This is a genomic window from Streptomyces sp. NPDC048659, assembly GCF_040650575.1.
Lineage (GTDB): Bacteria > Actinomycetota > Actinomycetes > Streptomycetales > Streptomycetaceae > Streptomyces.
Map to the genome: position 1 here is coordinate 109,103 of NZ_JBEZHM010000014.1, position 25,549 is coordinate 134,651.

A 25,549-nucleotide genomic window follows, 5' to 3' on the forward strand; every position below is an offset into this window, starting at 1 on the left:
GTTGAGCCAAGTGCGCCCCGCGCACGTGCTTCCTGGTGGAGGCTCGTCCTCGGGGCCTCGTGAGGGACGTCCGGGAGAAGGTGGAGCGTTGCTGCCCGAGAGCACGAACGGCGCCGGCGGGGGCGGGCTCGCCGTCCCCATGGACTGGCTCTGCGCCGAGTACGCCGCCGACGACCTGCTGCGCACCAGCGGGCTCGTCGAGCCGGGATCGCTGGAGTTCCGCGCCGGACGGCAGGCCCTGGCCCTGACCGTCCACCTCGCGGGCGCCGGGGTGGACGAGTGGATGCGGCGCACCGCCCACGACCACCCCTGGACCGACTGGGTCGAGGCCCGGCTCGCCGTGACGGCCGCCGGGGGCGACCGGGGCGACGGGTGCGACGGAGGTGACGGGAACCCCGACCTCGCGCTGGCCCGCGCCACCTGGCGGCTGCTGCGCGCGACCGAGCTGCGCGCCGCCGACCTGGCCGACCTCGCGGGGGTGCCCGGCGCGCTGCCCGCGCCGCCCGCGGCCGTCATCGACGAGGAGCGGCAGGTGTGGCTGCCCGCCTGGCAGCTGGGCGTGGCCCTCGCCCACCTCGCGCTGCACCTGTACTGAGCCGCTGGGCCGCTCAGACGGCGGGGTGCACCCCGGGCCGGTATTTGGGCAGCCGTACGGTCACCTTCATGCCGGCGCCGGGACCCGTCTCGATGACGAGCCCGTGCTCCGGCCCGTACACCTGGCGCAGCCGCTCGTCGACGTTGCTCAGGCCGATCCCCGAGGAGGCGGGACGCTCGCCGCGGAGCAGGGCGCGCAGCTCCTCGGGGTCCATGCCGACCCCGTCGTCCTCGATGGTGACGACCGCCTCGGCACCCGCGTCATGGGCCGCGATGACGATCCGGCAGCCGCCGGCGGAGTCCTCCAGGCCGTGCTTGACGGCGTTCTCCACCAGCGGCTGGAGGCACAGGAAGGGCAGCGCCACGGTCAGCACCTCGGGCGCGATCCGCAGGGTGACCTTGAGCCGGTCGCCGAAGCGGGCCCCGGCGAGCGCCAGGTACTGCTCGATGGAGCGCAGTTCGTCGGCGAGCCGGGCGAACTCGCCGTGCCTGCGGAAGGAGTAGCGGGTGAAGTCGGCGAACTCCAGGAGCAGTTCGCGGGCCCGCTCGGGGTCGGTGCGGACGAACGAGGCGATCGCGGCGAGCGAGTTGAAGATGAAGTGCGGGGAGATCTGGGCGCGCAGGGCGCGGATCTCCGCCTCGACGATCCGGGTGCGGGAGCGGTCGAGCTCGGCCAGTTCGAGCTGGACGGAAACCCAGCGGGCCACCTCGGTGGCGGCGCGCACCAGCACCGCCGACTCGCGCGAGCCGTACGCGACGAGGGCGCCGAGCACCCCGTCCTCGCCGGTCAGCGGGGCGACCACCGCCCAGCGCAGCGGGCAGGAGTCGTCGGGGCAGTCGGCGTGGTCGGTGTGGACGGAGCGGCTGCGGCCGGAGGCGAGGGTCTCGGCGACCAGTCCGGCGACCCGGTCCCGGTGGTGGGCGCCGCCGGGCCCGTCCCAGGCGAGCACCTCGGCGCGGTCGGTGAGGCACAGCGCCTCGGTGCCGAGCAGCGGGCGCAGCCGTCCGACGGCGCGGGCCGCGGTCTCGCCGGTGAGTCCGGCGCGCAGCGGGGGCGCGGCGAGCGAGGCGGTGTGCAGGGTGTGGAAGGTGGCGCGTTCGACGGGGCTGCCGAGGCCCGCGTCGGCCGGGCCCCGGCCGCGCCGGGCGGTGATCCGGCCGAGCACGAAGCCGACGGTCAGCAGCACGGCGGCGACGGCGCCCGCGGCGGCCAGCGCGATGCCGCTCACCGCGCGGCCCCCTTCGGTCCGGTCTTGCGGGTCATGCCGAGCTCCTCGGGCAGATGCAGGCGGGCCAGGATCGCGGCGGTCCCGGGCGGCACGCGGCGCGGGGTGGCCAGGGAGACGAGGACCATGCTGAGGAAGCCGAGCGGCACCGACCAGACGGCGGGCCAGGCCATCAGGGTGTGCGGCCAGCCCGCGGGCGGCAGTCCGGCGCGGGTGGCCATGACGGCGGCGAGCGCGGAGCCGCCGCCGAGGAGCAGCCCGGCGGCGGCGCCGGGCGGGGTGAGCCCGCGCCACCAGATGCCGAGGACGAGCAGCGGGCAGAAGGAGGAGGCGGAGACGGCGAAGGCGAGCCCGACGGCGTCGGCGACCGGCACGGCGGAGGCGACGAGGCCGACGCTCAGCGGCACGGCGGTGGCCAGCAGGGAGGCGAGCCGGAAGTGGCGGACGCCCCGGGCGGGCAGCACGTCCTGGGTGAGGACGCCGGCGACGGACATGGTGAGCCCCGAGGCGGTCGACAGGAACGCGGCGAAGGCGCCGCCCGCGAGCAGCGCGCCGAGCAGGTCGCCGAGGATCCCGCCGAGCATCCGTTCGGGCAGCACGAGGACGGCGGCGTCGGCGGCGCCGGTCAGGGCGAGTTCGGGGGCGTAGATCCGGCCGAGCGCCCCGTACAGCGGCGGCAGCAGGTAGAAGACGCCGACCAGGCCGAGGACGACGAGGGTGGTGCGGCGGGCGGCGCGGCCGTGCGGGCTGGTGTAGAAGCGGACGGCGACGTGGGGCAGGCCCATGGTGCCGAGGAAGGTGGCGAGGATCAGCCCGTAGGTGGCGTACAGCTGGTGTCCGTCGCGGCTCCCGGCGAGCGGCTGGGACCAGCCGAGGGGGTCCTCCCCGGTGCCGGTGCGGCGGGGGACGGGGGCGCCCTCGGGGAAGGCGAGGGTGGTGCCCGCCTCGACGCGGTGGGTGCCGGGGGCGAGGGTGACGGGCTCCCCGGCGTACGTCCGGGAGTCGACGCGGCCGGTGACGGCGAGGGTGAGCGGGGTGTCGGCCTCCAGGCGTACGGTCTCGGCGACGCGGACGCTGGTGTGCTCGCGGAAGACGGCGGGGGCGTCGAAGCGGGCGCGGGGGGCGCCGTCGCCGTACCAGGCGGCGGCGAGGAAGAGCACCGGGACGAGGAGGGCGGTGAGCTTGAGCCAGTACTGGAACGCCTGGACGAAGGTGATGCTGCGCATGCCGCCGGCGGCGACGGTGCCGGTGACGACGAGGGCGACGAGGAGGCCGCCGACCCAGTCGGGGGCGCCGGTGAGGATCTCCAGGGTGAGCCCGGCGCCCTGGAGCTGGGGCAGCAGGTAGAGCCAGCAGATGCCGACGACGAAGAGGCTGGCGAGCCTGCGGACCTGCGGCGATTCGAGGCGCGCCTCGGCGAAGTCGGAGAGGGTGTACGCGCCGGAGCGGCGCAGCGGGGCGGCGACGAGGAGCAGCAGGACGAGGTAGCCGGCGGTGTAGCCGACCGGGTACCAGAGCATGTCGGGGCCCTGGACGAGGACGAGTCCCGCGATGCCGAGGAAGGAGGCGGCGGAGAGGTACTCGCCGCTGATGGCGGCGGCGTTGAGGCGGGGGCCGACGGTGCGGGAGGCCACGTAGAAGTCGGAGGTGGTGCGGGAGATGCGCAGGCCGAGGGCGCCGATGAGGACGGTGGCGAGGACGACGGCGGTGACGGCGGCGAGCGCGTAGCTGTGGTTCACGGGGCGGGGTTCACCGCTCGACGAGGCGGGTGAAGTCGCGTTCGTTGCGTTCGGCGCGGCGCACGTACCAGTGGGCGACGGCCCACACGAGGGGGTGGACCCCGACGCCGAGCGCGAGCCAGACGGCGGCCTCGGGGGCGGGCAGGGCGAGCAGCAGCGGCAGCGGGCCGACGAGCAGGACCAGCGCGGCGAGGGCGGTGAGCGCGGCGCGGAGCTGGCTGCGCATCAGGGAGCGTACGTAGGTGTGGCCGAGGGTGGTCTGCTCGCTGATCTCGGAGCGGGCGGGGGCGTGCTGGGGGCGGGGGCCCGGCACGGCGCCGCGGTGGGCCGAGGCGTAGGTGACGGTCTCGCGCGGGGGCCGTCGCGGCGGCTGGTGCTCGGACATCGGCGTCCGCTCTCTCACGGTCTGCTGGGCCCGTGGAGTGTAGGCCGAAGGGCCGGGGCGCCGGTAGGGGCGGGGGCCTCAGGAGGTGCGGCGCATGAGGAGGTCGCGGAGGTGGCGGGCGTGGCGGCGGGAGACGGCGAGTTCGGCGTCGCCGACGCGGACGGAGGTCGCGCCGCCGTCGAGGCGGAGCTCGTCGACGCGGCCGAGGGCGACGAGGTGGCTGCGGTGGATGCGGACGAAGCCTCGGTCGGCCCAGCGCTCCTCCAGGACGGAGAGCGGGATGCGGACGAGGTGGCTGCCGTGGTCGGTGTGCAGCCGCGCGTAGTCGCCGTGGGCCTCGACGTACACGATGGCGTCGACGGGCACGAAGCGGGTGACGCCGCCGAGTTCGACCGGGACCTGTTCGGGCGCGGGCGCCGGGGCGGTGGCGTGGACGAGGTCGTGGACGCGGCGGACGGCCTCGGCGAGCCGTTCGCGGCGCACGGGCTTGAGCACGTAGTCGACGGCCTCCAGGTCGAACGCCTGGACGGCGAAGCCCTCGTGGGCGGTGACGAAGACGATGAGCGGCGGGCGGGCGAACCGGCCGAGCACCCGGGCGAGGTCGAGGCCGCCGAGGCCGGGCATGTGGATGTCGAGGAAGACGACGTCGAGGGCGCCGGGCCCCTCGCCGCCGCCGGGCCCGGGCTCCAGGGCGCGCCCGATCCGGCGCAGCGCCTCGGTGGCGTCGCCCGCCCCCTCGGCGCTGCGCACCCGCGGGTCGGCCCGCAGCAGGTAGAGCAGCTCGCCCAGGGCGGGTGCCTCGTCGTCGACGGCCAGTACGCGCACCATGCGGGGAGTCTAGGGGGTGTCCGGGGCGGCGGGCGAAGGTCACTTGAGCAGGCGTGAGAGCCGGCGGTCGGCCAGCGGCTTCCCGCCGGTCTGGCAGGTCGGGCAGTACTGGAGCGAGCTGTCGCTGAAGGAGACCTCGCGGATGGTGTCCCCGCAGACCGGGCACGGCTCGCCGGTCCGCCCGTGCACCCGCATCCCGCTCTTCTTCTCGGCCTTGAGCCTCCCGGCGGCCACCCCCCGGGAGCGCTCGACGGCCTCGGCGAGGGTCTCCCGCATGGCCGTGTACAGGGCGGCGGTCTCCTCCGGGGTGAGGTTCCCGGTGGGCTTGAACGGGGACATCCTGGCCACGTGCAGGATCTCGTCGCTGTAGGCGTTGCCGATTCCCGCGATCAGGCTCTGGTCGCGCAACGCGCCCTTGATCTGGCGCCGTTCGCCGGCGAGCAGCGCCGTGAACGCGGCCAGGTCGAACTCCGCGGCGAGCGGGTCGGGGCCGAGCCGGGCGACCCCGGGGACCTCGCCGGGCGTGCGGACGAGGTGGACCGCGAGGCGCTTGGTGGTGCCCGCCTCGGTCAGGTCGAAGCCGTCGCCGCCGGTGAGCGCGGTACGCAGGGCCAGCGGGCCCTTCCCCGGCCGCGGCGGGCCGTCGGGCAGCACGTCCTTCCACTGGAGCCAGCCCGCCCGGGCGAGGTGCACGAGCAGGTGGAGCTCCCCCGCGCCGCCCTCGGTGGCGATGTCCAGGAACTTGCCGTGCCGGGCGACACCGGTGACCCGGGCCCCGTCGAGGGCGCCGAGCGGCGGGTCGTAGGTCTTGAGCACGCTGATCGCGACGGGCAGCACGCGGGCGATCTCCTTGCCCACCAGGTGCTCGTCCAGGAAGGCGCGGAGGGCTTCGACCTCGGGCAGTTCGGGCATGGTCCCAGCCTGCCCGAGGACGACGGCGGACGCCCGCCGGGGCCGCCCGCTCCCCCGGCGGCCGGGCCGCTCACTCCTCCGGCGGCTGGTCCGTGACGAACTCGCACCACACGCACTTGCCGCCGCCGCGCGGCTCCACGCCCCACAGGTCGGAGATCCGGTCGACCAGCAGCAGCCCGCGCCCGGACACCCCCGCCTCGCCCGCCTCCCGGCGCCGGGGCAGCGCGCTGGAGCGGTCCTCCACCTCGACCCGCAGCCGCCGCTCGGCGCCGGGCAGCATCCGCAGGGTCACGATGGCGCCGCCGTCGGTGTGCATCAGGGCGTTGGTCATCAGCTCGTCGGCGACCAGCTCGATCTCGTCGGAGCGGGTGCCCGCGCCCCAGGCCCGTACCGCGGCGCGGATCATGTGCCGGGCCGAGCTGAGCGCCTCCGGGTCGTTCTGCCCGACGTGCTGCTGGAGGCGTCCGCCGGGCTGCGGCCGGTCGCCGTCGCGGCGCAGCAGCAGGATCGCCACGTCGTCCTCGCCGCCCCGCTCCTCGACGACGTCGCAGAGGTGGTCGGCGAGCTCCTGGAGGTCCCGGGGGCCGCGCTTGACCAGCGAGGAGAGCCACTGGAGGCCCTCGTCGAGGTCGGCGCCCGGCTTCTCCACCAGGCCGTCGGTGTAGAGCAGCAGGGTCTGGCCGGGGTCGAGTTCGACGGTGGTCACCGGGTAGTCGAGCCGGGCGAACTCGGCGGACAGGCCGAGCGGCAGCCCGCCGTCCACGGGGAGCCGCCGGGCCGTGCCGTCCGGGTCCTGGACGAGCGGGTCCACATGGCCGGCGCGGACGATCTGGACCAGCCCGGTGGCGGGGTCGGCCTCGGCGTAGGTGCAGGTGGCGAAGCGCTCGGTGTCGAGCTCGTGCAGGAAGACGGAGGCGCGGGCCATCACGGTGGCCGGGGTGTGCCCCTCGGCGGCGTAGGCGCGCAGCACGATCCGCAGCTGCCCCATGACGGCGGCGGCGTGGGTGTCGTGGCCCTGGACGTCGCCGATGACCGCGCCGACCCGGCCGCCGGGCAGCGGGATGAGGTCGTACCAGTCGCCGCCGATGTCCCGGCCGAGCCGTGCCGAGCGGTAGCGGACGGCGATCTGGGTGCCGGGCACGTCGATGATGCGGCGGGGCAGCATCGACTGCTGGAGGCCCTCGGCGAGGTCGTGCTCCTGCTCGTACAGCATGGCCCGCTGGAGGCTCTGGGCGATCGAGCTGCCGAGGGCGACGAGCAGGTTGCGCTCGTCGGCGCTGAAGCCGGTCCGCTCGCCGCTGTAGAGCAGGCCGAGGGCGCCGATCGGGCGGGCCTGCGCGATCAGCGGGAGATAGGCGGCGGAGGTGATGCCGAGCCCGCTGATGTGCGGCCACAGCACCGGGAAGGAGGCGGCGAACTCCTCCGGGGACTCGATGAACCGGGGCCGCAGGGTACGGATGACCTCGCCCATCGGGTACGGCTCGTCCACCCGGGTGAAGCGGGTGCCGGGCACGAACGCGCCCTCCGGTCCTTCGGCGACCAGGTGGATCCGCCCGGACTCCAGGAGCCCCACGACGAGACTGGCCGCGCCGAAGTGCTCCAGGCCCTGGGAGTCGTTGAGGAAGTCGATGATGTCCTGCACGGTACGGGCGTGGGCGAGGGCCGCGGTGGTGCCCTCGACGACGCTGGTGCGCTGCCGCCGCCCCTCGTCGAGGCCCAGTCGCGCGGCGGACTCGGTCAGCTCCTCGGAGGCGTCCCGGACGATGCCGACGATGCGGTACGGGCGCCCGTCCGCGTCCCGCCGGACCAGGCCCTGCGTGTGGGTCCAGCGCTGCGCGCCGGTGCGGGTACGGATGCGGAAGTAGGCGCCGTAGCGGTCGCTGCCGTCCTTGAGCGCCTGGGTCACCAGGGTGTCCAGGCGGCGGCTCTCGTCGGGCAGCACCCGCGAGGCCAGACCGGCGGGGTCGCCGTCGTAGGAGTCGGCGTCGAGGTCGAAGACGTTCAGGGCGCCCTCGTCCATGGTCATCCGGCCGGTGAGCAGGTCCCAGTCGAAGCTGCCCATCCGCAGCTCCTGGCCGAACTCGTGAAGAAAACAGCAGGTCGACCCCGCCGAGCCCGCCTCGCAGCGGCACCGCTCGGCCGCCTCCCCGCCCCCGCTGCCCGCATTCATGGGGCCACGCTAGGCGCAGCCCCGCCCCCGCGCACGGCGAAGATCGGAAATGGGTTCGGATCGTGGCCGGGGAGGGGCCGGGCGGGGGGATGGACCGGGGGCCGGACAGGGGGCCGGGCTCCGGGGCGGTCAGCCCGGGAAGGTCGAGGGCTGCTCGGCGGCCGGGTCGTTCGGGAACAGCTCCTCGTAGGAGGGCGGGGGCTCGGCGTTGGGGGGCTCGGGCGGCAGGTCATGGGGCGCATCGGGCATCGGGAGGTCGGGGGTGGAGTGGTCGGGCGTGGAGTGGTCGGGCGTGGTGTGGTCCGGGGTCGAGTGATCCGGGGTGGTCTGGTCCGGAGTCATACGGTCCGGAGTCGAGTGGTGGTCCGGGCTCGGCCGGTCCGGGGCGGGGCCGTCGGGCAGCGGGGCCTCGCGGGACGGGGGCTCGGGGCGCGCGGGGGTGTCCGGGCGGGCGGAGTCGCGCGGGGCGGCGGACAGGTCCGGGGCGGTCGGGGGCGGGGCCGCCCCGGCGTCCGGGAGGGGTTCGGCCGGGGCGGTGACCGGGTCGCAGGCGGCGGGGTCGCAGGGCGGCGGCACGCCGGGCCTGCGGTCCGCCTCGCCGTCGCTGCCCGCCTTCCGTTCGATCCAGGTGTTGTCGGCGAGCCCGGCGATCACCAGGCTGGTGACGACGGTGCTGGTGGGGGTCACGGCGACGACGCGGTCCGGCGCGTAGCCCGGCCAGGGCTTCCCGCCGTGCACGGCGCCCGGGGCGGCGGCCGGGGAGCGCAGCGGGTTCCCGCCGGCGCAGCGGACCCTGGGCGTGCCGTAGTGGTCGACCAGGACCGCGGTGCCCGCCTCCAGGACGGACTGGAAGGCGGTGGCGCGCCCGTCGCGGTAGCCGTGGTCGGTGACCCGGGTGTCGGCGCGCAGCAGGACGGGGGTGAGCCCGCGCAGCCAGCCGGCCACCCCGGTCTCGGGGATCCCGGCGGCCTCGGCGAAGGAACGGACCCGGGGCGCCTCGGCGGTGAGCAGGGCGACCTGCTGGGCGACGTTGCAACTGGCGACGGAGCGGGTGCCCGCGTACAGGCCGGGGGTGGCGCCGCCGACCTCGCGGGCGGCGGGCACCGGGGTGCCGACGACGCCGTCGGGCACCGTGCCGGAGCGCGCGGGGGCGCCCTCCTGCACGGTGGAGGGGGTGAAGGCGTCGGGCCCCTGGGCGGCGGCGGCCTGGAGCAGCACCTCGCGGACGGGCGCGGCGGCCTGTTCCGCGCCCGCCTCGGCCGGCCCGCCGGAGGCGCAGCCCGCCATCAGGAGGGCCGGGGCCAGGGCGGCGCCCGCCACGGCCGCGGGCCGCGTGGGCCATCGTCTGGGTGTGCGCACCTGTGCTCCCGCCTTTCGCCCCCGAGTCGTTCCTTCATGTCTGCCGCAGGGCCCGGGGCGCCGCAATCCACGTACGCCCATCCGGCGCGGAGCCGTCACCCACCCCACTCTTGAACGTGTTCAAGCAAGGCTCTACGCTCACTCCTGAAAAGGTTGAACACGTTCAACGCAAGGGGGTGGCCGCCGTGTCCGTACTGGTGGCGCTGATCGTGACGCTCGGCATGCTGGTGATCGTCCCGCTGGGGCTGCGGCTCCTCGACGGACCGGACGACGGGCCACCCGTGCCGCGCCTGCTGACGCGGGTCTGGCCGCTGCTCGCCCTCCCCGGGGCGGTGGCCCTCTGGCTCCCCCGCTCCCCGCTCGCCGCCGCCCTGGCCGGTGTCTACGCGCTGGCCACCCTGGCCCTCGCGCTGTACGCCCCGGCCCGGCTCGTGGCCGCCCTCTCCGGGCCCCCGGCCGGTGGCGCCGCCCGCGCGCGGCGCCTGCCCGCGCCCGCCGAGGTCGCGGTCCTGACCGCCCTGGTCACGCCCTCGGTCGCGGGCCTCGCCCTGGTCGCCGAGCGCGGCGGGCACGAGCTCTTCGGCTTCGAGCCGGGCATCCTCGCCCTGACCGTCCCGCACTTCCACTTCGCGGGCTTCGCCGCCGCCCTCGTCGCCGGACTGGTCTGCCGGACCAGCGGCGGTCGGGCCGCCCGGTTCGCGGCGTACAGCGTGCCGCTCGGCACCCTGCTGGTCCTGCTCGGCTACTTCGTCGACGACTGGGCAGAGCTGGCCGGAGCCGTCGTGCTCACCGCCGGGATGTGGGCGGTCGCCCTGACGACCTGGCGCGAGCACCGCGCCGCCGCGCCCGACCCGGTCACCCGCGCCCTGCTCGGGGTCTCGGCCGCGATCCTGGCGGTCACCATGCTGCTCGCGCTCAGCTGGGCGCTCGGCGAGGCCACCGGGCTGCCGCACCCGAGCCTGACCTGGATGGCCGCGACCCACGGCCTCGGCAACGCGCTCGGCTTCGCCCTCTGCTCCCTGCTCGCCTGGCGCCGCCACCCGCACGGGCTCGCGAACCGCGCGGACACCCCGGCGGACCGCACGGACACCCCGGCGGACCCCCCAGGCACCCCCGCGCGCCGCGCCGGGACCCGCGCCCGCCGCCCCCTTCCCCGTACCGCACCCGGCACCACCCCCCGTACCGCCCCGCGCACCACTCCCCGAACGGAGCTCCCGGCATGACCCGTCTCCTGCGCAGCCTCTCCGACGGCCCGGCCGGACCGGCCGCCGCGCCCAACTACCCCGAGGTCGGCGCCACCCGCGCCCGCCCGCTGCCTGCCGGCTACCACCACCTCGGCCACAGCGTCCGGGTCGGCCACGGCCGGGCGGACTTCGAGGCCGCCGGCGCGGCCGTGACCAGCTGGGCCATGCACCGGGCGACCGGCGCCCGGGTGACCAGCGCCGCCGACCGCGCCGAGCCCGGTGTCACCCTGGAGGTCTCGCTCGGCCTCGGCCCGGTCCGCTTCAGCGCGCCCTGCCGGGTCATCTGGACCACGGCCACGGAGACCGAGGCGGGCTTCGCCTACGGGACCCTCGCCGGGCACCCGGAGCGCGGCGAGGAGTCCTTCGTGGTCGAGCTGCGCGAGGACGGCGCCGTCTGGTTCACCGTGACCGCGTTCAGCCGCGCCGCCGTCTGGTACACCCGGCTCGGCGGGCCCGTCGTACGGGCGCTCCAGCTCGCCTACGCCCGCCTGCTGGGCCGCTCGCTCACCGCTCTCGTCGCCCGCCGATAGGGGTTACGGTTCTTCTGTACTCTCCCGTGCTTCCCGAAGGAGGCGGCCATGAGCCAGTACGACGAGTACACGACACCCGCGCAGGCCGAGGGCGAACGCCTCGAAGAGGACCTGGACCCGCAGCAGAAGGCGCAGCGCCACCCGCAGACGGTCCGCACCACGCCGTCCCAGGCGGAGGGCGAGCGGAAGGCCGACGAGGAGTAGCGGGACCTGACGGGCGGCCCCCGGTCCTGGGGAGCCGCCCGGCGGCCATGGGCGCCCCATGGGCTGGTTCACCGCACCCGACTACTGGCTGAGCCGGATCGTCTTCCAGCGGGGGCTCGCCGGGCTGTACCTCGTCGCCTTCCTCTCGGCGGCCCTCCAGTTCCGCGCCCTCATCGGGGAGCGCGGGATGCTCCCCGTACCGGCGTACGTGCGCCGGGTCCCGGCGCGTCAGGCACCGAGCCTCTTCCAATGGCGCTATTCCGACCGGCTGTTCGCGTCGGTGGCCTGGGGCGGGGCGGGCCTCGCGCTCGCGATGGCGGCGGGCGCGGGGGACGCGGTGCCGCTGGGCACCTCGATGCTGCTGTGGCTGCTGTTGTGGGGGCTGTACCTGTCGATCGTGAACGTCGGGCAGACCTGGTACGCCTTCGGCTGGGAGTCGCTGCTCCTGGAGACCGGCTTCCTCGCCGTCCTGCTCGGCAACGACGACACCGGGCCGCCGGCGCTGGTGCTGTTCCTGCTGCGGTGGCTGCTGTTCCGGGTGGAGTTCGGGGCGGGCCTGATCAAGATGCGCGGCGACCGCTGCTGGCGCGACCTCACCTGCCTCTACCACCACCACGAGACCCAGCCGATGCCCGGCCCGCTGAGCTGGTTCTTCCACCACCTGCCGAAGCCGCTGCACAAGGCGGAGTGCGCCGCGAACCACGTCGTGCAACTCGCCGTCCCGTTCCTGCTCTTCGCCCCGCAGCCGGTCGCGACCGTCGCGGCGGGCCTGATGGCGGCGACCCAGCTGTGGCTGGTGCTGTCCGGCAACTTCGCCTGGCTGAACTGGCTGACCATCCTCCTCGCCCTGTCCGCGATGAACGGCTCCCTCGTCACGGGCCCGCACCCGCTCCCGGACCCCCCGCTCTGGTACGTGGCGGTCGTCTGCGCCGCCACGGCCCTGGTCCTGGTGCTCAGCCGGCACCCGGTGCGCAACCTGCTCTCCCGGCGGCAGGCGATGAACCGTTCCTTCGACGCCTTCCACCTGGTCAACACGTACGGTGCCTTCGGCACGGTCGGCCGGATCCGGGACGAGATCGTGATCGAGGGCACCGACGACCCGGAGCCGGGCCCGGAGACGGTCTGGCGGGAGTACGGCTTCAGGGGGAAGCCGGGCGACCCCCGCCGGATGCCCCGCCAGTTCGCCCCGTACCACCTGCGGCTGGACTGGCTGATGTGGTTCGCGGCGCTCTCCCCCGGCTACGCCCGCGACTGGTTCGGGCCCTTCGTCGAGCGGCTGCTCGCCGGGGACCGGGACACCCTGCGGCTGCTGCGCCACAACCCCTTCCCCGACGCGCCGCCCGTCCTGGTGCGGGCCCGGCTCTACCGCTACCGGTACACCGGCCCGCGCGAGCTGCGGGAGACCGGGGCGTGGTGGCGGCGCCGGCTGGTGCGGGAGTACCTGCCGCCGATGCGGCTGCGGGAGCCGGAGGCGCGGGACTGAGCCGCCGGGGGCCGCCGGGGGCAGCCCATGAGCCGCCGGGGTCGCCGGGAGCCGCCGGGAATGCCCGTGCCCCCGGGCGCGCGGGGCGGCCGGGGGCACGGGGAAAGGCGTTCGCCGAAACTCAGTCGATGCCCTGCAGGATGTGGGGCTCGGCGAGGTCGTCCTCGTAGCCGGCGAGACGGATCGGGGCCGAGCGGGCCCACACTTCGAGGCTGCCGAGCTCGCCGGACCGGCGCTTGCGCTCGGTCGGTTCGGCCGGGCGCTGCTCCTGCTGGGTCAGTTCTGGTGTCACCGCGCACTCCTTTGTGTCGCGTACCAAGGGGGACTGGGACCGTCGGTCGCGGTGGCGCCGTTCTCCGGGCGGGGCCGCGGCCTTGGTCGGGCCTGTCCCCGGGACGGCCGTGAGGGTTCGGTGAAACCCTGGTGGCCGTCCGTGGACATCAGATTAACCAGATGAGCGCGTCGGCGCTCTATGGGGCACCAAAGTGTGACGCGATCGGGTGAAGTCCTTTACTCCCCGGGCCGGACGAACTACCACTTACCGGGCGCGTAGTCCTTCATGAAGACGCCGTAGAGGTCCTCGCCCAGCTCGCCGCGCACGATCGGGTCGTAGACCCGGGCGGCGCCGTCGACCAGGTCGAGCGGGGCGTGGAAGCCGGCCTCGGCGAGCCGCAGCTTGTCGAAGTGGGGCCGCTCGTCGGTGATCCAGCCGGTGTCGACCGAGGTCATCAGGATGCGGTCGGTCTCGAACATCTCCTGGGCGCTGGTCCGCGTCACCATGTTCATCGCGGCCTTGGCCGCGTTGGTGTTCGGGTGCCCGGCGCCCTTGTAGCCGCGGCTGAAGACGCCCTCCATCGCGGAGACGTTGACGACGTACGAGCGCCCGCTGGGCGCCTTGGCGGCGGCCTCGGCCATCACCGCGCGCAGCTTGCTGATGAGGATGAACGGCGCCGTGTAGTTGCACAGCTGGGTCTCCAGCAGCTCCACCGGGGAGATCTGCTCGATGGACTGCACCCAGGTGTTGGAGTCGACGACGTCCGGCACCAGGCCGCCCGCGTCGATGGCGGTGCCGTCGAGGTGCTTGGCGACGCTCGCGTTGCCCGCGACCAGCGCGAGGTCGGCGACCTGCTGGGCGTCGAGCCCGCTCACCCCGGCCGGGAGCGCCGCGCCGGAGCCGAGCTCGCCGACCGCGCCGGAGCCGAAGGCGCCGATGACGTGGTGGGCGGGCAGCTCGCCGGCGGGCAGCGGGGCGCTCTCGCCCTCGACCAGGGCCGCGTAGGCGGAGGCCAGCCGGCGCACGGTCTGGGTCGCGTTGTTGACCAGGATGTCGAGCGGGCCGGCCGCGGCGACCTGGTCGGCGAGGGCCACGGCCTGCGCCGGGTCGCGCAGGTCGATGCCGACGACCTCCAGGCGGTGCATCCACTCCGCCGAGTCCTCCATCGCCTTGAAACGGCGGATGGCGTCCTTCGGGAAGCGGGTGGTGACGGTGGTGTGGGCGCCGTCGCGCAGCAGCCGCAGCGCGATGTACATGCCGATCTTGGCCCGGCCGCCGGTGAGCAGCGCGCGCTTGCCGGTGAGGTCGGCGCGGGCGTCGCGGCGGGAGCGGTTGAGGGCCGCGCACTCCTGGCAGAGCTGGTGGTAGAAGTAGTCGACCTCGACGTAGCGCGTCTTGCAGGTGTAGCAGGAGCGCGGGCGCTGGAGTATCCCCGCGATCTTGCCGGCCTCGGTGACGGAGGTCGGCAGGATGCCCTCGGTCTCGTCGTCGATGCGCTGGGCGGAGCCGGTGGCGGTGGCCTCGGTGACGGCCTTGTCGTGGGCGGTCTTGGAGGCGCGGCGCTCCTGGCGGCGGCGCTGCTTCACGGTCCGGTAGATCCCGGCGGTCGCGCGCCGGACGGCGATGGCGTCCGGGTGGTCCACGTCGATCTTGTCCAGCTCGTCGAGCACGCTCAGGCAGACGGCCAGGCGCTCGGGGTCGATGCCCGGCCCGTGGTCCTGGGTCTCTTCAGTCACCGTCATGGCCTTCGTGGTTCCTCGATCGCTCGCGCCGTGAATGTCCCGGGAGCCCGCGGGTACTCCGTCGGTACTCCCAAAGACGCAACTTTACGGAGCCGGGGGCCGCGCCTCCAAACCCGTTCGGGGCGGGTGGTCGAACACACAGTCGCCGCAGAGTCCGCCGGAGGGGCAGCGGTAGTACAGGCAGCAGCTCGCCCGGCGCAGCTCCGGGCCCCGGACGGTGCGGGCGAGCTCGGGGTGGTCGAGGAGCCCCCGGACCAGGGCGGCGGCGCGGTCGGCGGCGTCGGGGCGGCCGTGGGCGCGGGCCCAGCGGACCAGCTCGCGCAGGGCGCCGGCGAGCGCGGAGCCCGCGTTGCCCCAGAGCAGCCGCTCGGAGATCCGCCCGTCGCGGGCGAAGGCGGCGTGCAGCGGGACGAGGTGGGCCTCCAGGACCGCGGCCCGCAGCTCGCCGACCCCGGCGGGGCGGCTGCCCGTGCCGGACCACCACAGGTCCTCGGGCGAGGTGAGGGCGCCGTCCCAGTGCAGGGTGCCGGGCGTCAGGTCGGGGAAGCGGCCGTGGAGGGCGGCGGGGCCGAGCGCGGTGGACCAGAGGCGGGCGGCGAGGCCGAGGTGGGCGACGGAGGCGCCGACCCGCCGCTCGGGGGCGCCGAGCCGGGCGGCGACCCGGTCCACGCGCGCGGCGAGCGGGGCGTCCTCCCCCGCGTACAGCAGGGCGAGCGGCCGGTGCGCCGTGCCGGGGGCGGGCGGAGAGGTGCGCAGCGCGAAGAAGCCGCCCACCTGCGCGGTGTCCGGGCGGTAGGCGGGCTCGTCGGCGGGGGCGGGCTCGGCTGCGTACGCGGGCTCGGCGGCGGGGGCGGCGGCACCGGGGGCGCTCGCGGCGCCGTGCGCGTCCGCGTCGCCGGGGGCGCTCTGGTCGGGATCCACGCCCGCATCCTGCCGTACCGGCGCGGCGGCGGGGGCGGGATCCGGGTGCGGGCCGGTGTGGACCGCGTCACGCGCGGGCCGGCTCGATCCGGATTCCCGCCGAGGCGCCGCCCGCCCCCGTCCCGGAGACCGGAATCTCCCCCTTCCACCCGTCCTGACCTGCGCGGGTCTCCAACCCAGGGTGTACGAGGAGGCTTCGTACTCCATCCGCGGTACCCGCGATCGCGTCCCCTGGTACGAGGACGGGAGCGCGCGGGAGAGGGATCGTGGAGGTATGAGCCCCCTCCTGCTGTCCGTGCTCCTGGCCCTGGTCTCGGCGGTCGCCTACGCAGCCGCCGCGATCGTGCAGGAGCGCGTCGCCGACGCCGCCGACGGACCGCGCTACGCCCCGCTGCGCGTCCCCGCCTGGTGGGGTTCGGTGCTGCTCAACGGCCTCGGCGCGGCCCTCCACGTGGCGGCGCTCGCCTACGGCCCGCTCAGCCTGGTCCAGCCGCTGGGCGCCCTGACGATCGTGTTCGCGCTGCCGATGGCGGCGCTGTTCGTGGGCCGCCGGGCGGGCCGCCGGGCCTGGCGGGGCGCGCTGATGGCGACGGCGGGCCTGGCCGGGCTGCTGAGCCTGACCGGCGGCGACGGCTCGGGGACCCTCGCGGCGGACGAGCGGCACCTGCTGGCCGCGGGCACCTTCGGCGTGGTCGTCGTGCTGTTCGTCCTGGCGCGGGTGGTGGGCCGCTCGGTGCTGCGCAGCGTGATCCTGGCCGCGGCGGCCGGGGTGTCGTTCGGGATCGCGTCGGTCTTCACGAAGACGGTCGCCGAGGTGTGGACGCCGGGCGCCCCGCTCGCCGAGTGGGCCAGTCTGCTGACCCTCTCGGCGCTGGCGGTGACCGGGCTGCTGCTCTCCCAGGCGTCGTACCGGGGCGCGGGGCTGGCGGCGCCGCTCGCCACGGTCACCGTGGTCAATCCGGTGGTCGCGGCGACGGTGGGCCTGACGCTGTTCGGCGAATCGTTCCGCTACGGGACGGCCGGCGCCGTCGCCGCGCTGATCTGCGGCGCGGTGACGGCGGGCGGCCTGGTCCAGCTCACGCTCGACCGGCTGGACCGGGCCGCCGGGGCGCGATCAGAGGGGAACGCCCCGGGCGCGGAGGTAGGCCAGGGGGTCGATGTCGGAGCCGTACCCGGGACCCGTGCGCATCTCGAAGTGGAGGTGCGGCCCCGAACTGTTGCCGGTCGATCCTGAGCGCGCGATGCGCTGCCCGGTGTTGACCCGCTGTCCTTCCCGGACGGTGAGGGCGGACAGGTGGGCGTACTGGCTGTAGCGGCCGTCCTCGTGCCGGATGACCACCTGGTAGCCGTACGAGCCGCCCCAGCCGGCGGAGACGACGGTGCCGGTGGCCACGGCCCGTACGGAGGTGCCGGTGGGGACCGGGAAGTCGACACCCGTGTGGTAGCCGCTGGACCAGGAGGAGCCGGCCTTGCGGTAGCGGGTGCCGATGTCGGTGTCGGAGACGGGCGAGGTGAAGCGGTCGGCCTCGGGGGCGGCGGGCCGGGCGGCGGGCTTCTGGGCCGGCTTGGCGGCGGGCCTGACCGCGGGCTTGGCGGCCGGGGTGGCCACGGGCCGGGTGACGGGCTTGGCCGCCGGGCGCGCGGCGGGGGCCTTCGCGGCGGGCTTCGTCTCGGGCTTGGCGGCGGGCTTGGGCGCGGGCTTCGCGGCGGGCTTCGTCTCGGGCTTCGCGGGAGCCTGGGCGCCCTGGGCGGCCTTGGGCTGCGCCATGCGCAGGGTGAGGCGCTGGCCCGGGTGGATGAGGTCGGGGTCGCCGCCGACGACCTTCCGGTTGTCCTGGTAGAGGCGCTGCCAGCCGCCGTGGACGCGCTCCTCGCGGGCGATGGCGGACAGCGAGTCGCCGGGCGCGACGGTGTACATCTCGCGCACGGTCGGCACGGCGGTCGGGCTGGTGCCCGCGGGCTTCTTGCGCTGCGCGGGTAACGCGGCCTTCGCGGCGGTGGCGGTGTCCGCCACCGGGCGGGTGCGCTGGGTCTGCGGCGCCAGGTCCGGGCCGGGGCCGCCGCGCTCCAGGCCCGCGCGCGGCGCGCAGGCGGGCCAGGCGCCCGGGCCCTGCCCCTTGAGGACCCGCTCGGCGACGGCGATCTGCTGGTCCTTGGAGGCGAGGTCGGCGCGCGGCGCGTAGTGCGTGCCGCCGTACCGCTCCCAGGTCGACTGGCTGAACTGGAGCCCGCCGAAGTAGCCGTTGCCGGTGTTGATCTGCCAGTGGGAGGTGGACTCGCAGGCGGCGAGCTTCTCCCAGACGTCGAGCGAGGCCGCCTGCGCCGTGCCCGCGCCGACCAGCGGCAGGGCCACGATTCCGGCGCCTCCCGCGGTGACGGTGAGCGAGGCTCGGTTGATCAGGCTCGGCTGGTACCGGCGGTGTCTCCCGCGTACGGCCATGGGCCCCCCTTGAAGGCGTGTGCAGTCGCCCACGGTAGGGGCGGGCAACCGTACGTGACAAGGGCTCCGGCGCAATCCCCCGGCGGCTCCGTCAGCTCGCGCCCGCCGGGGCCCGGACGGCCCCCGGCCTCAGCCGCCCGCCGGCCCCGGCTGGGGCAGCGGCTCCGGGTCGGGCACCGGGTTCGGCGGCGGCACGGGCGGCGGCGTGGGCACCGGGGGCGGGCCGGGCGGGGCCGGCACCGGCGGGGGCGGCGAGGGCGGGGGCAGCGGATCGGGGTACGGGGGCTGGGTCATGGCGCGCTCCGGTACGGGCTCGGGGGTCGTCGGGTGGGTCGGATCTCGGGTCCAGGGTGACCCGCGCCGTGCGCCCCCGCGCGCCGGGGACGTTCCTCCGGGGGCCGCCGCGGCCCCCGGAGGGTCACCAGAGCTCGGGCGAGGCGGCGAGCTCCCGCTTGGCCGCGCGGACGACCTCCGGGGGCGCCGCCGGGGCCTCCTCGGGGTGCCGTTCGGCCCACTTCGCCGCGTACGGGCAGAGCGGGACGACGGGGACGCCCTCGGCGGCGGCGATCCGGTAGAACTCCCGGACCAGCGCCCCGGCGACGCCCTTCCCCTCGTGGGTCGCCTCGACGACGGTGTGCACCGCGACGAGGGCGTGCGGCTCACCGGCCAGGGCGAAGTAGACGACGACACCGGCGTACTCGCCGTCGTCGAACGCCTCCAGGCGGTGCTTCTCCCGGTCGTCGCGGATCGTCAGCTGCGTCATGCCGTGGGTCCTCCCGGTCGCTCGCTAGGACGGGCTCAGACCTGGGCGGGCACCGCGTGCGGCGCCCGTACCGTGTCGCTCCCGGGGACCGGCGCCGAGGCGTCCCGTCCCAGCTCCACGATGCGGTTCGCCCCGTCGACGTGCACGACGCGCGGCGTGAACGCGCGCGCGTCCGCGTCCGCCATCTGGGCGTAACTGATGAGGATGACCAGGTCCCCGGGGTGCACGAGATGGGCCGCGGCCCCGTTGATCCCGATCACGCCGGAGCCGCGCTCGCCCTCGATGACGTAGGTCTCCAGGCGCGCCCCGTTGTCGATGTCGACGATGTGGACGAGCTCGCCGGGCAGCAGGTCGGCGGCCTCCATCAGCTCCGCGTCGACGGTGACGGATCCGACGTAGTGGAGGTCGGCCTGGGTGACGGTGGCACGGTGGATCTTGGACTTGAACATGGTACGCAGCATCGAGGCACTCCTGGACATAGGCTCCCTGCCCGCGTTTTTGCAGGTCAAGGGCTGTTTCCACACCCTACAGCGGGTCGGGCCGCGGCGGTCGGCCCCGAGGTGTCCGGCGCCCTCCGCCGCGGCGGCCCCACCAGCCTACGCAGGCGGCGCGCACGGGCCCTCGTGATCAGCGTCACCGCGGGGACCGGCGGCCCGGGGTGGGCCGCGAGGAGCGGACGCGGCGGTACGACGTCTGACGGCACCGCTCCCCCACGCGGTGGACCCGCGCGGGGCGTCGGTGTTCCGGCGGCGATCACGGGGGCGCGCGTCAGCGGCGGCGCAGCCTGCCGAACAGGCGGCGCGCCTGGTCGCGCTTGCGGGGGTCGGCCGCGGCGCGCCGGAGGGACGCGGCGGCACCGCGTCCCTGGGGGCTGCGGGTGAAGCGCTTGATGCGGTCCAGCAGTGCGGTCATGGGATTCTCCTCCGATGTCCGTGTCCTGGCACTCCGTGTTGCCCCGGACGGGGATTTCACACCCATGGGGAGGCGACGGGGCGTCAGACAGGCTGTCCGGGAAGGCCGTTGTCCTGGTGGAGCGGTGCCGCCGACGCGTCCGTGCGGCTCCCGTGCGCCGCCCGGTCGGCGGGCGCACCGCCCGGCGTGCCGGTCAGGGTGAGCCCCAGCGCGGCGAGGCCCGCCACCGCGGCCCGGACGGGGGCGGGTCGGCCCCGCCGGGCGGCGGGCCCGCGACCGTGCGCGCCGTCCCTGTGGTGTCCGGATGTGCGGGCCTCGCTCGGAGCTGCATCGGGGGCTCCCTGGGGTGTGGCCGGTCCGCCGCCGACGGGCCGGGGGTCGGGTGCGTCGCCCGCCGGTCGGTGCGCGGGCCCGCTCTTCGAACGCGTGCCCTGTCCCTCCGCGAACATCCCCTGGAGGAAGGCGAATCGGCGGCCCGGTGCGTTCGAGGGCGGACGGAGGCCGGTCCGGACGTCTCCGCGAAGCGGCGGAATGATCCCGGGGGACCCGGGTACGCGGACGCTGTCCGACGCAGGGGAGGAGCAAGCACACATGGGTATCCGACTGTTCATCGTCATGATCGCCGTCGGGGCGATCCTGGCGTTCGCGACCGACTGGGAGCTCCAGGGGGTCGACCTCGATCTGGTCGGCCTGATCCTGATGGCCGTCGGCCTGCTCGGGACCGCCGTCTGCACCGCCGTGCTGCGGCGCCGCCGCGTGGTGGTCCCGCCGGTGGCCCCCACGGTCACCGACGACCGTCGTGACCTGCTCTGAGGCGGCCGGCGCCTCCGACGACCGCACCCTGCGCGAGAACCACGAGAACCACGACAGAGGAGTGACAGCGATGACCGAACATCTGTGGTCCTTCAGCACCGAGTCCGGCCACCTGACGGGCACCGACCTCACCGGGTGGCGTGTCGAGGCCACCGACGGGCACATCGGCAAGGTGGACAAGCACTCCGACGAGGCGGACGACTCCTACCTGGTCGTCGACACGGGCATGTGGATCTTCGGCAAGGAGGTGCTCGTCCCGGGGCGGGCGGTGACCCGCGTGGACCCGGACAACGAGACCCTCCACCTCTCGCTCTCCAAGGAGCAGGTCAAGGACTCGCCCGAGTTCGTCGCCGACAAGCACCTCGCGGACCGCCAGTACCGCGAGGAGATCGGCCAGTACTACCGCATGCCCTGGCAGTTCCCGGGCGGCGGCGCCTTCTGACCGGCCGGCCGGCCCGGAGACGGCCCCGTCGCCCCCTTCCCGCGCGCCGGCGCATGGATCCCGGCCGCCGGGGCAGACGGGTCCCGAGCGAGGGACACGCTCGCGCCGGATCCACGGCACCCCCCTTCTGCCGTGGATCGACGGCACCCGTGAGTGGCCCGCACCCTCCAAGGTGCGGGCCACTCGCCTGTGCGCCGTGCGGCGCCCTGGCCCGATCGTGATCCGTGCCGCGAAGGAGGGGGGAGGGTGCCGGGCCCGGCCGCGTACTCGTCGTGGGGCGGGGACCGCCCGGTCCGGGGCGCGCGTACCCCGGCCGGGGCGTCGCACACGCCTGGCGGCGGGGCCGGGGAGGACCGGCTCCGGCCGGATGACCCGCACCGCCCTCCTGTTGTCGATCACGGAGGGGTAATGTCGTCACGATTGCCGTACGGCAATGATCGCCGCCGCCGGATCCGGTTCGGGTCAGCGGTCGTCCGACGCGCGACCCGGGCCGCGCGGTCCGTGCGCGCACAGGGTGGGTTGGGAACGAGGATGGGGCATGTCTGAGACGATGACCAGGAGTTCCTCCGGACGGGAGCCGTCCGGGCCGGCCCCGGTGGTCGAGCCCGAACTCCGTCAACTGCTCGCCGGACTCACGGCGGTGCGGGACGGCGACTTCGGCACCCGGCTGCCGGACGAGGCGGACGGGCTGCTGGGCGAGATCTCCCGGGTGTTCAACGGGATGGTCGACCAGCTCTCCCTGTTCACCTCCGAGGTGACGCGGGTGGCCCGCGAGGTCGGCACGGAAGGGACGCTCGGCGGGCAGGCCGCCGTCCCCGGCGTCTCCGGGACCTGGGCCGATCTGACGGACTCCGTCAACGCGATGGCGGGCAATCTCACCACCCAGGTCCGCGACATCGCCCAGGTGGCGACGGCCGTCGCCAGGGGAGACCTGTCCCAGAAGATCGACGTGGACGCGCGCGGCGAGATCCTGGAGCTGAAGAACACCATCAACACGATGGTCGACCAGCTCTCCGCCTTCGCCGACGAGGTGACCCGGATGGCCCGGGACGTGGGCACCGAGGGCATCCTCGGCGGCCAGGCCGACGTGAAGGGCGTCTCCGGCACCTGGCGCGACCTGACCGACTCCGTCAACTCGATGGCGGGGAACCTCACCGCCCAGGTGCGGGCGATCGCCCACGTCGCCACCGCGGTCGCGGGCGGCGACCTGTCGAAGAAGGTCGACGTGGACGCCCGGGGCGAGATCCTGGAGCTGAAGACGACCATCAACACGATGGTCGACCGGCTCTCGGCCTTCGCCGACGAGGTGACCCGGGTCGCCCGCGAGGTGGGCACCGAGGGCAACCTCGGCGGCCAGGCCACCGTCCGGGGCGCCTCGGGCACCTGGAAGGACCTCACCGACAACGTCAACGTGATGGCCTCCAACCTCACCGGGCAGGTGCGTTCGATCGCCCAGGTCGCCAACGCCGTGGCCCGCGGCGACCTCTCCCGCCGGATCACCGTGGAGGCCAAGGGCGAGGTCGCCGCCCTCGCCGACACCATCAACACCATGGTCGACACCCTGTCCGCCTTCGCCGACGAGGTGACCCGCGTGGCCCGCGAGGTCGGCACCGAGGGACGGCTCGGCGGGCAGGCGAGGGTGCCGAACGTGGCCGGCACCTGGAAGGACCTCACCGACAACGTCAACTCCATGGCGAACAACCTGACCGGACAGGTCCGGAACATCGCCCAGGTCACGACCGCCGTCGCCAACGGCGACCTGTCGAAGAAGATCGACGTCGACGCCCGGGGCGAGATCCTGGAGCTGAAGACGACCATCAACACGATGGTCGACCAGCTGTCCTCGTTCGCGGCCGAGGTGACCCGCGTGGCCCGCGAGGTCGGCAGCGAGGGCCGGCTCGGCGGCCAGGCCGAGGTCGAGGGGGTCTCCGGCACCTGGAAGCGGCTGACCGAGAACGTCAACGAGCTGGCGGGCAACCTCACCCGACAGGTTCGCGCCATCGCGGAGGTCGCGAGCGCCGTCGCCGAGGGCGACCTCACCCGCTCGATCACCGTCGAGGCGTCGGGCGAGGTGGCCGAGCTCAAGGACAACATCAACGCCATGGTCGGCTCGCTGCGCGAGACGACGCGGGCCAACCAGGAGCAGGACTGGCTCAAGTCCAGTCTGGCCCGGATGTCCGCGCTGATGCAGGGCCACCGCGACCTGGCCGTCGTCGCGGAACTCGTCATGGACGAACTGACCCCGCTCGTGGGTGCCCAGTACGGCGCCTTCTACCTCGCCGAGGAAGGGGCCGGCGGCGTGGAGCTGGGCCTCGTCGGCTCCTACGGACGCCCCGCCGGAGACCGGGACCGGGTGCGCTTCCGGCTGGGCGAGTCGCTCGTCGGGCAGGCCGCCCGCAGCCGCCGCACCGTCACCGCCGAGAACGTCCCCTCGGACTACGTGACGATCTCCTCGGGACTCGGCAGCACGTCCCGGGGCAGCCTCGTGGTGCTGCCCGTCGTCGTCGAGGAACAGGTGCTCGGCGTCATCGAGCTGATGTCCTTCAGCCCCTTCACCTCGGTGCACCGGGACTTCCTGGAACAGCTCATGGAGACCGTCGGCGTCAACCTGAGCACCATCGTCGCCAACTCCCGCACCGACGAGCTCCTGGACGAGTCCCAGCGGCTGGCCGGCGAACTGCGCTCGCGCACCGAGGAACTCCAGGTGCGGCAGGAGGAGCTCCAGCGCTCCAACGCCGAGCTGGAGGAGAAGGCGGCCCTGCTCGCCACGCAGAACCGCGACATCGAGGCCAAGAACCTCCAGATCGAGCAGGCCCGGCAGGAGCTGGAGGCCCGCGCCCAGCAGCTCGACCTGGCCTCCACGTACAAGTCGGAGTTCCTGGCCAACATGAGCCACGAACTGCGCACCCCGCTCAACAGCCTGCTGATCCTGGCCCAGCTGCTGGCCCAGAACCCGACCCGCAACCTGACGGCCAAGCAGGTCGAGTACGCCGGCATCATCCACTCGGCCGGATCCGACCTGCTGCAGCTGATCAACGACATCCTCGACCTCTCCAAGGTGGAGGCCGGGAAGATGGACCTGCACCCGGAACGGGTCCCGCTGCACAGGCTGCTCGACTACGTCGAGGCCACCTTCCGCCCCCTCACCTCGCAGCAGAGCCTCGCCTTCGCGGTCTCCACGGCCGCCGGGGTCCCGGCCGACCTCGTCACCGACGACACACGACTCCGGCAGGTGCTGCGCAACCTGCTGTCGAACGCCGTCAAGTTCACCGAGCACGGCAGCGTCGAGCTGCGCATCGAACCGGCACCGGACGAGGAGCTGCCCGCACCCGTGCACCGCGGCGGCCCCGTCGTCGCCTTCCGCGTCGCCGACACCGGCATCGGCATCGCCCCCGAGAATCTGGAGGCCATCTTCGGCGCCTTCCAGCAGGCCGACGGGACGACCAACCGCAAGTACGGCGGCACCGGCCTGGGCCTCTCCATCAGCCGCGAGATCGCCCACCTCCTCGGCGGTGCCCTCACCGTCACCAGCGTGCCCGGCGAGGGCAGCACCTTCACCCTCTATCTGCCCGTCGCCCGCACCGACTTCGCCGAGCAGTCCGCCCCCGGCGCGCCCCCGGCGGCCGGTCCGGCCGGGCTCGCCGTCCCCGCCGCGGCGCCGGGCAGCGCACCCGCGCCGGCCGGCGCCGCGGACACCCGGCCCACCCGGCGGCTGCTGGTGATCGAGGAGCGCCCGCGCGGGCTCCTCGCCGTGGTCGCCGAGAACGCGGTCGGCCAACTCACGGCCGACGGCCGCCACACGGGCCCGGCCGACATCGACCTGGTCGCGGTCGTCGGCCCCCAGGAGGCCGCCGCCGCGCTCGCCACCCGGCCGTTCCACTGCGTCGTGCTCGACGTCGACATGGCGGACGGCGACGCCCTGCGCTTCCTGGACGCCATGAACGGCGACGAGGCGCTGCGCACCGTGCCGGTCCTCGCCCACAACAACCGCCGGCTCCCCGCGGACGAGGAGAACGCCCTCCAGGACCTCGCCCGCCACCGCCCGCTGGAGCTCCTGTCCAGCCTCGACGAACTGCGCGAGCGGATCGCCCTGCATCTGTCCGCGGAACAGCCCGGCGACGTCGTGCCCCTGGTCCGCGGCGACCACCGGGTACCCGCGCCCCGGGCCGTCGACGACACCCTGAGCGGCCGGACGGTGCTGGCCGTCGACGACGACGCCCGCAACCTGTACGCCCTCAGCGGCATCCTGGAGCTGCACGGCATCACCGTGCTGCACGCCGAGAACGGGCGGAAGGGGATCGAGACCCTGCTGGCGAACCCGGCCGTCGCCCTCGTCCTGATGGACGTGATGATGCCGGAGATGGACGGATACACCGCGACCGCGCGGATCAGGAAACTGCCGCAGTACGCGGACCTGCCCGTGATCGCCGTCACCGCGAAGGCCATGCCGGGCGACCGGGAGAAGAGCCTGGCGTCCGGGGCGAGCGACTACGTCACGAAGCCCGTCGACGCCGACGAACTCATCGCCTGCGTCAGCCGCTGGCTCGACGGGGGGACGGCCTCGTGAC

The 25,549-nt window shown here is 74.9% G+C and carries 23 protein-coding genes and 1 pseudogene; 9 read left to right on the forward strand and 15 right to left on the reverse strand.

The features are described 5' to 3' along the window. Positions 1 to 88: 88 nt before the first annotated feature. On the forward strand, positions 89 to 595 hold the full coding sequence (locus AB0C99_RS13890; protein WP_362474182.1) for a hypothetical protein: 507 nt from the start codon (positions 89 to 91) through the stop codon (positions 593 to 595). Between the two features lie 13 nt (positions 596 to 608). Here the strand turns inward: AB0C99_RS13890 and AB0C99_RS13895 are convergent, their stop codons facing one another. The 7 genes from AB0C99_RS13895 to AB0C99_RS13925 form a co-directional block, all read right to left on the reverse strand. Further along, positions 609 to 1,823, reverse strand: a complete 1,215-nt coding sequence (locus AB0C99_RS13895; protein ID WP_362474185.1) for a histidine kinase — start codon at positions 1,821 to 1,823, stop codon at positions 609 to 611. Continuing rightward, complete coding sequence (locus AB0C99_RS13900) at positions 1,820 to 3,559, reverse strand: cation acetate symporter (RefSeq protein ID WP_362474188.1); 1,740 nt, start codon at positions 3,557 to 3,559, stop codon at positions 1,820 to 1,822. Before AB0C99_RS13900 ends, AB0C99_RS13895 begins: the two co-directional genes overlap by 4 nt. 10 nt (positions 3,560 to 3,569) lie before the next feature. Then, positions 3,570 to 3,944: a hypothetical protein gene (locus AB0C99_RS13905; protein ID WP_362474191.1), complete on the reverse strand. Its 375-nt coding sequence runs from the start codon at positions 3,942 to 3,944 to the stop codon at positions 3,570 to 3,572. A 78-nt stretch (positions 3,945 to 4,022) separates the two neighbouring features. Beyond that, positions 4,023 to 4,772 carry a LytTR family DNA-binding domain-containing protein gene (locus AB0C99_RS13910; protein ID WP_362474194.1) on the reverse strand — a complete coding sequence of 250 codons (750 nt, stop codon included), beginning with the start codon at positions 4,770 to 4,772 and terminating at the stop codon, positions 4,023 to 4,025. Positions 4,773 to 4,811: 39 nt separating this feature from the next. After that, positions 4,812 to 5,684, reverse strand: a complete 873-nt coding sequence (locus tag AB0C99_RS13915) for a DNA-formamidopyrimidine glycosylase family protein (protein ID WP_362474197.1) — start codon at positions 5,682 to 5,684, stop codon at positions 4,812 to 4,814. 70 nt (positions 5,685 to 5,754) lie between these two features. Then, positions 5,755 to 7,854: a SpoIIE family protein phosphatase gene (locus tag AB0C99_RS13920; RefSeq protein WP_362474199.1), complete on the reverse strand. Its 2,100-nt coding sequence runs from the start codon at positions 7,852 to 7,854 to the stop codon at positions 5,755 to 5,757. 129 nt (positions 7,855 to 7,983) lie between these two features. Further along, positions 7,984 to 9,213, reverse strand: a complete 1,230-nt coding sequence (locus tag AB0C99_RS13925; RefSeq protein WP_362474202.1) for a DUF6777 domain-containing protein — start codon at positions 9,211 to 9,213, stop codon at positions 7,984 to 7,986. A gap of 185 nt (positions 9,214 to 9,398) precedes the next feature. Between AB0C99_RS13925 and AB0C99_RS13930 the strand changes: the two are divergent. The 4 genes and pseudogenes from AB0C99_RS13930 to AB0C99_RS13945 form a co-directional block, all read left to right on the forward strand. Then, positions 9,399 to 10,250: pseudogene (locus AB0C99_RS13930) on the forward strand (YndJ family protein); the annotation flags it as partial. 182 nt (positions 10,251 to 10,432) lie between these two features. Next, on the forward strand, positions 10,433 to 10,987 hold the full coding sequence (locus AB0C99_RS13935) for a DUF1990 domain-containing protein (RefSeq protein WP_362474205.1): 555 nt from the start codon (positions 10,433 to 10,435) through the stop codon (positions 10,985 to 10,987). Positions 10,988 to 11,035: 48 nt separating this feature from the next. Beyond that, positions 11,036 to 11,191, forward strand: coding sequence for a hypothetical protein (locus tag AB0C99_RS13940; protein ID WP_362474208.1), 156 nt, complete (start codon positions 11,036 to 11,038; stop codon positions 11,189 to 11,191). 58 nt (positions 11,192 to 11,249) lie between these two features. Next, complete coding sequence (locus AB0C99_RS13945) at positions 11,250 to 12,674, forward strand: lipase maturation factor family protein (protein ID WP_362474211.1); 1,425 nt, start codon at positions 11,250 to 11,252, stop codon at positions 12,672 to 12,674. A gap of 121 nt (positions 12,675 to 12,795) precedes the next feature. Here AB0C99_RS13945 and AB0C99_RS13950 read toward each other — a convergent pair whose 3' ends face one another. From AB0C99_RS13950 to AB0C99_RS13960, 3 genes are all read right to left on the reverse strand, one after another. Then, positions 12,796 to 12,966 carry a hypothetical protein gene (locus AB0C99_RS13950; protein ID WP_362474214.1) on the reverse strand — a complete coding sequence of 57 codons (171 nt, stop codon included), beginning with the start codon at positions 12,964 to 12,966 and terminating at the stop codon, positions 12,796 to 12,798. A 239-nt stretch (positions 12,967 to 13,205) separates the two neighbouring features. Then, positions 13,206 to 14,690: an SDR family NAD(P)-dependent oxidoreductase gene (locus AB0C99_RS13955; RefSeq protein WP_362474217.1), complete on the reverse strand. Its 1,485-nt coding sequence runs from the start codon at positions 14,688 to 14,690 to the stop codon at positions 13,206 to 13,208. Between the two features lie 84 nt (positions 14,691 to 14,774). Beyond that, a complete protein-coding gene (locus AB0C99_RS13960; RefSeq protein WP_362474285.1) occupies positions 14,775 to 15,464 on the reverse strand; it encodes an IucA/IucC family C-terminal-domain containing protein in 690 nt (229 codons plus the stop codon). A 421-nt stretch (positions 15,465 to 15,885) separates the two neighbouring features. Between AB0C99_RS13960 and AB0C99_RS13965 the strand changes: the two genes are divergently transcribed. Further along, on the forward strand, positions 15,886 to 16,845 hold the full coding sequence (locus AB0C99_RS13965; protein ID WP_362474220.1) for a DMT family transporter: 960 nt from the start codon (positions 15,886 to 15,888) through the stop codon (positions 16,843 to 16,845). Here AB0C99_RS13965 and AB0C99_RS13970 read toward each other — a convergent pair. The 5 genes from AB0C99_RS13970 to AB0C99_RS13990 form a co-directional block, all read right to left on the reverse strand. Next, complete coding sequence (locus AB0C99_RS13970) at positions 16,726 to 18,051, reverse strand: transglycosylase family protein (RefSeq protein ID WP_362474222.1); 1,326 nt, start codon at positions 18,049 to 18,051, stop codon at positions 16,726 to 16,728. The two genes, AB0C99_RS13965 and AB0C99_RS13970, sit on opposite strands and share 120 nt — an antisense overlap. A 129-nt stretch (positions 18,052 to 18,180) precedes the next feature. Next, the gene (locus AB0C99_RS13975) at positions 18,181 to 18,345 is read right to left on the reverse strand and encodes a hypothetical protein (protein WP_362474225.1); all 165 of its coding nucleotides are present in this window, start codon (positions 18,343 to 18,345) and stop codon (positions 18,181 to 18,183) included. A 124-nt stretch (positions 18,346 to 18,469) separates the two neighbouring features. Then, positions 18,470 to 18,814: a GNAT family N-acetyltransferase gene (locus AB0C99_RS13980; RefSeq protein WP_362474228.1), complete on the reverse strand. Its 345-nt coding sequence runs from the start codon at positions 18,812 to 18,814 to the stop codon at positions 18,470 to 18,472. Positions 18,815 to 18,849: 35 nt separating this feature from the next. Then, positions 18,850 to 19,275: an aspartate 1-decarboxylase gene (gene panD, locus AB0C99_RS13985; RefSeq protein ID WP_362474231.1), complete on the reverse strand. Its 426-nt coding sequence runs from the start codon at positions 19,273 to 19,275 to the stop codon at positions 18,850 to 18,852. Positions 19,276 to 19,582: 307 nt separating this feature from the next. Continuing rightward, positions 19,583 to 19,726: a hypothetical protein gene (locus AB0C99_RS13990; RefSeq protein ID WP_362474234.1), complete on the reverse strand. Its 144-nt coding sequence runs from the start codon at positions 19,724 to 19,726 to the stop codon at positions 19,583 to 19,585. A 591-nt stretch (positions 19,727 to 20,317) separates the two neighbouring features. On the opposite strand from AB0C99_RS13990, the gene AB0C99_RS13995 reads away from it, so the two are divergent. The 3 genes from AB0C99_RS13995 (at position 20,318) to AB0C99_RS14005 (ending at position 25,548) form a co-directional block, all read left to right on the forward strand. After that, positions 20,318 to 20,539: a DUF6458 family protein gene (locus AB0C99_RS13995; protein ID WP_362474237.1), complete on the forward strand. Its 222-nt coding sequence runs from the start codon at positions 20,318 to 20,320 to the stop codon at positions 20,537 to 20,539. A gap of 70 nt (positions 20,540 to 20,609) precedes the next feature. After that, positions 20,610 to 20,981, forward strand: a complete 372-nt coding sequence (locus tag AB0C99_RS14000; RefSeq protein ID WP_362474239.1) for a PRC-barrel domain-containing protein — start codon at positions 20,610 to 20,612, stop codon at positions 20,979 to 20,981. A gap of 550 nt (positions 20,982 to 21,531) precedes the next feature. Next, the gene (locus tag AB0C99_RS14005; protein WP_362474287.1) at positions 21,532 to 25,548 is read left to right on the forward strand and encodes a HAMP domain-containing protein; all 4,017 of its coding nucleotides are present in this window, start codon (positions 21,532 to 21,534) and stop codon (positions 25,546 to 25,548) included. The last annotated feature ends 1 nt before the right edge of the window (position 25,549 follow it).

Bases quoted from the DNA above. Each gene is read 5' to 3' on its own strand.
- AB0C99_RS13905 (WP_362474191.1), bottom strand. From the start codon at position 3,944: ATGTCCGAGCACCAGCCGCCGCGACGGCCCCCGCGCGAGACCGTCACC.
- AB0C99_RS13910 (WP_362474194.1), bottom strand. From the start codon at position 4,772: ATGGTGCGCGTACTGGCCGTCGACGACGAGGCACCCGCCCTGGGCGAG.
- AB0C99_RS13915 (WP_362474197.1), bottom strand. From the start codon at position 5,684: ATGCCCGAACTGCCCGAGGTCGAAGCCCTCCGCGCCTTCCTGGACGAG.
- AB0C99_RS13920 (WP_362474199.1), bottom strand. From the start codon at position 7,854: ATGAATGCGGGCAGCGGGGGCGGGGAGGCGGCCGAGCGGTGCCGCTGC.
- AB0C99_RS13935 (WP_362474205.1), top strand. From the start codon at position 10,433: ATGACCCGTCTCCTGCGCAGCCTCTCCGACGGCCCGGCCGGACCGGCC.
- AB0C99_RS13940 (WP_362474208.1), top strand. From the start codon at position 11,036: ATGAGCCAGTACGACGAGTACACGACACCCGCGCAGGCCGAGGGCGAA.
- AB0C99_RS13945 (WP_362474211.1), top strand. From the start codon at position 11,250: ATGGGCTGGTTCACCGCACCCGACTACTGGCTGAGCCGGATCGTCTTC.
- AB0C99_RS13955 (WP_362474217.1), bottom strand. From the start codon at position 14,690: ATGACGGTGACTGAAGAGACCCAGGACCACGGGCCGGGCATCGACCCC.
- AB0C99_RS13965 (WP_362474220.1), top strand. From the start codon at position 15,886: ATGAGCCCCCTCCTGCTGTCCGTGCTCCTGGCCCTGGTCTCGGCGGTC.
- AB0C99_RS13970 (WP_362474222.1), bottom strand. From the start codon at position 18,051: ATGGCCGTACGCGGGAGACACCGCCGGTACCAGCCGAGCCTGATCAAC.
- AB0C99_RS13975 (WP_362474225.1), bottom strand. From the start codon at position 18,345: ATGACCCAGCCCCCGTACCCCGATCCGCTGCCCCCGCCCTCGCCGCCC.
- AB0C99_RS13980 (WP_362474228.1), bottom strand. From the start codon at position 18,814: ATGACGCAGCTGACGATCCGCGACGACCGGGAGAAGCACCGCCTGGAG.
- panD (WP_362474231.1), bottom strand. From the start codon at position 19,275: ATGCTGCGTACCATGTTCAAGTCCAAGATCCACCGTGCCACCGTCACC.
- AB0C99_RS13990 (WP_362474234.1), bottom strand. From the start codon at position 19,726: ATGACCGCACTGCTGGACCGCATCAAGCGCTTCACCCGCAGCCCCCAG.
- AB0C99_RS13995 (WP_362474237.1), top strand. From the start codon at position 20,318: ATGGGTATCCGACTGTTCATCGTCATGATCGCCGTCGGGGCGATCCTG.
- AB0C99_RS14000 (WP_362474239.1), top strand. From the start codon at position 20,610: ATGACCGAACATCTGTGGTCCTTCAGCACCGAGTCCGGCCACCTGACG.
- AB0C99_RS14005 (WP_362474287.1), top strand. From the start codon at position 21,532: ATGACCAGGAGTTCCTCCGGACGGGAGCCGTCCGGGCCGGCCCCGGTG.